General features: G+C 77.7%; 2 protein-coding genes. Both read left to right on the top strand.

What is annotated here, in order from left to right:
- Nucleotides 1-119 precede the first annotated feature (119 nt).
- Nucleotides 120-2,777 carry a non-ribosomal peptide synthetase gene (locus BM419_RS22105; protein ID WP_210188180.1) on the top strand — a complete coding sequence of 886 codons (2,658 nt, stop codon included), beginning with the start codon at nt 120-122 and terminating at the stop codon, nt 2,775-2,777.
- On the top strand, nt 2,774-6,892 hold the full coding sequence (locus tag BM419_RS22100) for a non-ribosomal peptide synthetase (RefSeq protein ID WP_091927681.1): 4,119 nt from the start codon (nt 2,774-2,776) through the stop codon (nt 6,890-6,892). The genes BM419_RS22105 and BM419_RS22100 overlap by 4 nt, the downstream gene beginning before the upstream one ends.
- Nucleotides 6,893-7,173 lie beyond the last annotated feature (281 nt).

The raw sequence follows: 7,173 nt of genomic DNA, 5'->3' as shown, positions 1-7,173 counted from the left end.
TCGCCGACACCTTCGACCCGCCCGGCACGCCCGGCGCCCGCGACGGACAGCGCCCCCCCGGCCACGGCGAGGTCCGGCATCACGGCGAAGTCCGGCATCACGGCGAAGTCCGGCACCGGGTGCCGCCGGCCGCCGCCGGGCGGCTGCTCGCCCGCGCCCGGGCCGCGCACCTCACCCTCAACACCTGCGTCCAGGCCGCCTGGGCCCGGCTCGTGGCCGCCCGCACCGGGCAGGCGCGCGTCGCCTTCGGCACGACCGTGGCCGGGCGCCCGGCCGACCTGCCCGGGGCCGAGACCGTGCTCGGGCTGTTCATCAACACCCTGCCGGTGGTCGTCGACCTCGACCCGGCCCGGCCGCTCGGCGCGTGGCTGGTGGGCGTGCAGGAGGCCGGTCTCGGCCTGCGCGAGCACGGCCACCTGCCCCTGGCCGCCGTCCAGCGCCTCGCCGGCCCCGCGGGCACGGGCACGGGCACAGGGACGGGCACAGGGACGGGCGGCCTGTTCGACAGCCTCGTGGTGTTCGAGAACTACCCCGTCGACCAAGCCCTCGCCGCCGCGCGCCACGGACGGGACGGCGACGGAAACGGGGACGGAAACGGCGACGCTGCCGACCCGCACGCCTTGCGCCTCGGCCCGGCCATCGTCGCCGAGACCACGCACTACCCCGTCACCCTGGTGGTCCAGCCGGAGACCGGCCCCGACGGGACGCGGCTGGCCCTACGCCTGAGCTACGCCGCCGATCGCCTGGGACACGCGGATGCCGAGGCGCTGCTCGCCGCCTTCGTGGCCCAGCTCGCCGCCCTGGCCGAGGCCGACCCGGCAACCCCGCTCGGAGCGCTGCCGCCGCCGCTGCCCGACAGCGACCGGGCGATGATCGGGTCGGCGAACGCGACCGCCCGGGCCTACCCGGACGGCGCCGGCGACGTCCTCGCCGCCTTCGCAGACCACCGCACGCACGACCCCGACGCGATCGCGGTGACCGACGCGCGCGGCGCGCTCACCCGCCGCGCCCTCGACAGCGCGGCCTCCGCGCTGGCCCGCCGCCTCGCCCGCGCCGGGGCCGGTCCCGACACTCTGGTCGGCGTCGGGCTGGAGCGGTCCTGCGCGCTGCTCGTCGCCTGGCTCGCCGTTCTCAAGACGGGGGCCGCGATCCTGCCCCTCAACCCCGAGCTGCCGCGCCCGCGCCTCGTCGCGACCGCCCGCGAGGCGGCCCTGCGCCTCCTCGTCACCGAGTCCGGCCTAGCCGCGCGGATGCCCGGGCCGGCGGAGCTTCCGGACCTGCGGATCCTCACCCCGGAGCCGGGAGAGGCGGCGGACGATCCCGCCCTGCCGGCCGCGGCGCCGCACCCGGACGCCCTGGCCTACCTCATCTACACGTCCGGCTCGACCGGCACGCCCAAGGGCTGCGCCAACACCCGCGCCGCCATCGCCAACCGCCTCGCCTGGATGCGGGCCCATTTCGCGGTCGGCCCCGCCGACGTGATCCTGCACAAGACCCCGGTCTCCTTCGACGTCGCCGTCTGGGAGATCCTCCTGCCCCTCGTCAGCGGCGCACGCCTCGTCATGGCGCCGCCGCAGGCCCACCGCGATCCAGACGCGCTGGCCGCCCTGATCCGGCGGGACGCGGTGACGATCGTGCACTTCGTGCCCGCCCTGCTGGAGGCGTTCCTGGCGTCCGGCCGGCTCGCCGCCTGCCCGAGCCTGTCCCGCATCGTGTGCAGCGGCGAGGCGCTCGCCCCCGACCTCGCGGCCGCCGTCCGCGCCCAGAGCCGGGCCGACCTGGCGAATCTCTACGGGCCGACGGAGGCGGCCATCGACGTCAGCGCCTGGACCTGCGGGCCCGAGCCGGACGCCCCGCGGGTGCCGATCGGGCACCCGATCGCCAACACGCAGCTCCACGTCCTCGACGACGCGCTGCACCCGGTTCCGGTTGGGGTGGTGGGCGAGCTCTACATCGGCGGCACCGGCCTCGCCCGCGGCTATCTCGGACGCCCCGGCCTGACCGCCGAGCGCTTCGTGCCCGACCCGTTCGGAAGGCCCGGCGCGCGCCTCTACCGCACCGGAGACCGCGCCGCCCGCCGCCCCGACGGCGCCCTCGACTACCGCGGACGCGCCGACGAGCAGGTCAAGATCCGCGGCCAGCGCGTCGAGCCCGGCGAGGTCGCCGCCGCCCTGCGCGCGCAACCCGGCATCGCCCAGGCGGCCGTCGTCGCCCGCCGCAAACCCGGCGGCCCCGCGCGGCTCGTGGCCTACGCGGTGCCCGCGCCGGGCGCGCACCCCGACCCGCAGGAGCTGCGCCGCGCCCTGGCCCGCGACCTGCCCGAGGCCCTGGTGCCGGCCGCGATCGTCCTGCTCGATGCCCTGCCGCTCTCGACGAGCGGCAAGCTCGACGCCCGCGCCCTGCCCGAGCCCGACGCGGACGCGTCCGCCCGGGACGCCGACCCGCCGCGCACGGCGACCGAGCGGCGCCTCGCCGATCTCTGGGCCGCGGTGCTCGGCCTGCCCGGGCCCGACGCCGTCGCCCGCTCCGACACCTTCTTCGAGCGCGGCGGCGATTCCATCCTCGTCATGAAGCTCGTCGCCGCCGTCCAGGAGAGCCTGGGACCGCGCCTGCCGCTGCGCGCGGTCTTCGATCACCCGACGCTGGCGGATCTGGCCGCCCGGATCGACGCAGACGGGAGCACCGGCAGCACCAGCGGGGCCGGGGCGGCCGACCTCACCGACATGGAGAGCTGGCTCGACGCGATCGAGACGGCGGCAGGAGCGACGCGGACATGACCCTTCAGGCCACGCAGATCGCGCGACGCTTCGCCCGGCTCGCGCCGGTGCAGCGCCGGGCCTTCCTCGCCAAGCTCGCCGAGAACGGGATCGACTTCGCCACCCTGCCGATCGTCCCGGCGGACGGCGACAGGACGGCGCTGCCGCTCTCGGCGGCGCAGCGCGGCCTGTGGCTGACCTGGCAACGCGAGCCACTGAGCCCGGCCTACAACCTGACCGGCATCGTCGAGATCGCCGGGACCCTCGATCCGGCACGGCTCCAGGCCGCCGTCGACGACCTCGTGCGGCGCCACGAGCCGCTGCGCACGACCTTCGGGCTGGATCCGCAGGGCGAGCCGTGCCAGCGCGTCCACCCGGCTGCCCCGGTCCCGATCCGGGTCCGCGAGGGGCTCGACGCCGCCGGCAGCGACGCCCTCGCGGAGGCCCTGGCCCGCACGCCGTTCGATCTGGAGGGCGGCCCCCTGCTCCGCGTCGAGCTGCACCGCCTCGGGGACGGCACCGACCGGATCCTGCTCGGCCTGCACCACATCGCCGCCGACGGGCAGTCGATCCCCCTGCTGCTGCGCGACCTCGACGCCCTGTACGCGGCCCGGTCGCGGGAGGCGGGGGCCGACGGCCTGCCACCGCTGCCCGTGCAGTACGCGGATTACGCCCTCTGGCAGCACGGCCGGCTCGAGGCCGGGGAGGCCGCGCGCCAGGCCGCGTACTGGCGCTCGGAACTGGGCGAGTCCCCGGCCGAGACGCCGCTGCCCCTCGACCGGCCCCGCCGCGCGGAGCGCGCCGCTTCGGGCGGGATCCACGCGTTCCGGATCCCGCCCGAAGTGAGCGAGGCCCTGCGGAGCCTCACCCGCCGCGAGGGCGCGACGCCGTTCATGGCCGCCCTCGCGGGGTTCGCCCTGACGCTGGCCCGCTACGGCGACGGCGCGGACGTGCGCGTCGGCCTGCCGCTCGCCGACCGCGCGCGGCCCGAGACGCGCGGCATGGTCGGCCACCTGACGGGCATCGGGGTCCTGCGGGCGCGGGTCGACCCGCGCGACGGGTTCCGCGTCCATCTCCGGCAGGTCCGCGATCGGCTGCTGGCCGCCCAGGCGCACGCCGACCTGCCGTTCGACCGGATCGTCGCGGCGTCGGCGACGGAGCGCCGGCCCGGGCTCCACCCGCTGTTCCAGGTCAAGGTCACCGAGCAGGCCGCGCCCCCGCCCGACGCCCGGTTCGCCGGACGGCCGATGCGGCTGCGCGGCCTCGACGGGGGCGACGTCCACTTCGACCTCAGCCTCGATCTCGTCGATTCCGCCGAGGGCCTGTGCGGCCGCTTGGCCTTCGCCCGCGACCTGTTCGACCCCGAGACCGTCGCGGGCCTGGCCGAGGCCTTCGCGACGCTGCTCGCCGCGGCCGTCGCCGAACCCGACCGCCCGCTCTACGCGCTGGCGAGCCCCGCCCCGGCCGCGGCGACGGACCCGGCCGCGCTCGACGGGGTCGCGCTCGACGTGGTCGCGGCCTGGCGCGCCCGCGCGGCCGAGGCACCGGAGGCGCCCGCCCTGCGGCAGGGCCGGCGCTCCCACAGTCGGGCCGAGCTGGATGCCGCCTCGGACCGCCTCGCCGCGCGGCTGGCCGCGGACGGGGCGGGGCCGGAGACGCGGGTCGCCCTCCATCTCGGCCGCGGCCCCGAATGGGTGCTCGGCCTCCTGGCGATCCTCAAGACCGGCGCCGCCTACGTGCCGATCGATCCCGGCCTCCCGGCCGCCCGCCGGGCCGACCTCGTGGCCGAGTGCGGGGCCTGCCTCGTCCTGGGCGACCCTGTTCCGGACGACCGGCCCGAACGGCCGGTGATCGCGGCGCGCTTCGACCCGGCCGAGGACGCGGCGGCCCCGCCCTTCGCGGCCGCGCCGCCGCATCCCGACGCGGCGGCCTACATCCTCTACACCTCGGGTTCCACGGGCCGGCCCAAGGGGGTCGTCGTGACCCGCGGCGGCCTCGCGCAGTACGTGGCCGGAATGCTCGCGCGCGTCGACCTGCCCGTCGGCGGCCGCGTCGCGATGGCCTCGACCGTGGCGGCCGACCTGGGCAACACCGTGCTGTTCGGCGCGCTGGCCGGCGGCTCGGAACTTGACCTCCTCGACCACGAGACCGCCCTCGACCCCGACCGCTTCGCCGCGGCGGTCGGAGGGGACGCGGCCGGGGGCCGGAGGATCGACGCCCTGAAGATCGCGCCGAGCCACCTCGGCGCCCTGCTCCAGGCGGCCGATCCCGCCGCCGCGCTGCCCGAACGGCTGCTCATCCTCGGCGGCGAGGCGCTGCGCTGGCCCCTCGTCGACCGGATCGCCGCGCTGAAGCCCGGCTGCCGGGTGGTCAACCATTACGGGCCGACCGAGGCGACGGTCGGCGCGCTGTGCGAGGAGGTCCGCGCGGGGGCGGAGCACCGTGGCGGTGCGCTCGGCCCGGAGGACGGGGCCGGACGCTGGGCCGGCGGCGCGCCTATCGGGACGCCGCTCCCGGGCGTCCGCGCGCGCGTGCTCGACGGATTCCTCGCACCGGTGCCGCCGGGCGCGACGGGGGAGCTCTACCTCGGCGGGCCGCAGGTCGCGCGGGGCTATCTCGACCGGCCGGGCCTCACCGCCGAGCGGTTCGTTCCGGACCCGCATGCCGGCCCCGGGGCGCGCCTCTATCGGACCGGCGACCGCGTCCGGCTTCTCCGCGACGGCAGCCTCGCCTTCGTGGGCCGGGCCGACGACCAGGTGAAGATCCGGGGCCACCGGGTCGAGCCCGGCGAGGCGGCCGCGGCCCTGCGCGACCTTCCGGGAATCCGCGACGCCGCCGTCATCGCGCTCGCCGAACCGGAGGCCGACGGGGCGGAGGGCCCGCGCCTCGCCGGCTACGTCGTGGCCGATCCGGACCTCGACCTCGCCGCGCTGGGGGCCCGACTCGCGGAGCGCCTGCCGCCGGCCCTCGTGCCGACGAGCCTGACCCGGCTCGACGCGCTGCCCCTGACCCCCAACGGCAAGCTCGACCGGCGCGCCCTGGCGTCGCTGGAGGCGGCGCGCGGGACGGACGGGAAGGATCTGCCCCGGGACGGGACGGAGCGGGCACTCGCCGCCCTCTGGGCCGACCTCCTCGGCCTGGATCCGTCCGCGATCGGCCGCCACGACGCCTTCACCGACCTCGGCGGCGACTCGATCCTGAGCCTGAAGATGCTCGCGCGCATCCGCCGGCAGGGCGTCGCGGGGAGCAAGACCCTCACCCTCGCCCAGATCCTCGGCGCGAAGAGCCTCGCCGACCTCGCCGAACGCGTCGCGCCGGCGGCTCCGCGCGGGCCGGAGATCGTCCATCTCCGCCGCGAGGGCGGACGGATTCCGCTCTTCTGCGTCCCCGGCCTGATCGCCAACGCCACCGAGTTCGCCGCGCTGGCCGCGCGGCTCGGCCCGGAGCGGCCGGTCCACGGCTTCGTCAGCCACGTCTACACGGAGGCGCGCTGGCAGGGGTACGATGTGCCCGCGCTGAGCGGCTCCTACGCGGACTGCATCGCCGCGCACGCGCCGGGCGGCCGGTGCGCGCTGGTCGGCTGGTCGTCCGGCGGCGACCTCGCCTACGAGACCGCGCGCCATCTCGACGGGCGCGTGCGCGTCGACTTCCTGGGCCTCGTGGACGTGTTCGAGTCGGTGCCCTTCGCGGCGCCGCGGGCTCTGGACGCGGACGCGCGGGCGCTGGCCGCGCGGCGGCGCGCGGACTGGCTGGAGGGCTCGCGGATGGCCGAGCAGTGGCGCGGGCTGATCGCCCGCATGGACGCGGACGAGCGGGAGGCGCTCGACGCCTACCTCATCGACAACCCGGAGCTGCCCGCGGACGGGCCCGACCTGACGGCGCGCGAGTTCGAGCTGTGGGCTCTCCTGGACAAGCGCGTGCGGGCCAAGCGCCACGCCTTCGCGCCGCTGGCGCGGCCCGTGCACGTCTTCCAGGCCGCGGATTCGCTGACGCGACCGGAGCGCCTGCGCGACTGGAGCGCGCTGGCGCCGGTCGCGGACCTGAGGATCATTCCCGGCGCGCGGCACCTGGACATCCTCCGGAGCACCGCGTTCCAGGACGCGTTCGCCGAGGCCCTCGACGCGGCCGAAGCCTGATCCGGGCGCGGGCCCTTCCGCGAGGGCCCGCGTCGATCCCGACAGGACGGCGCCGATCTCTGCTCCCGCGCGCGGGACGAGGGGCCGCGGCGGCGGCGGGGACCCGGAGCGCGCGGTGCGTCCGGTCCGCGGCGGGCGCAGGGATGCGTCGGATCAGGGACCGCGCGCCGATCCGGCCGGGGACGACGCTGGCGGGCTCACGGCGGCCGTCCGACGCGGATGCCCGGGCGCAGTCCCACCGCGTCCGGACCCGCCGCCCCGCGTGGGGGCGACCGCCGGCG

The organism is Methylobacterium sp. yr668 (assembly GCF_900116245.1).
GTDB lineage: Bacteria > Pseudomonadota > Alphaproteobacteria > Rhizobiales > Beijerinckiaceae > Methylobacterium.
The sequence above is the reverse complement of the archived record's forward strand: the minus strand, read 5'-3'. Positions and strand labels throughout refer to the sequence as shown.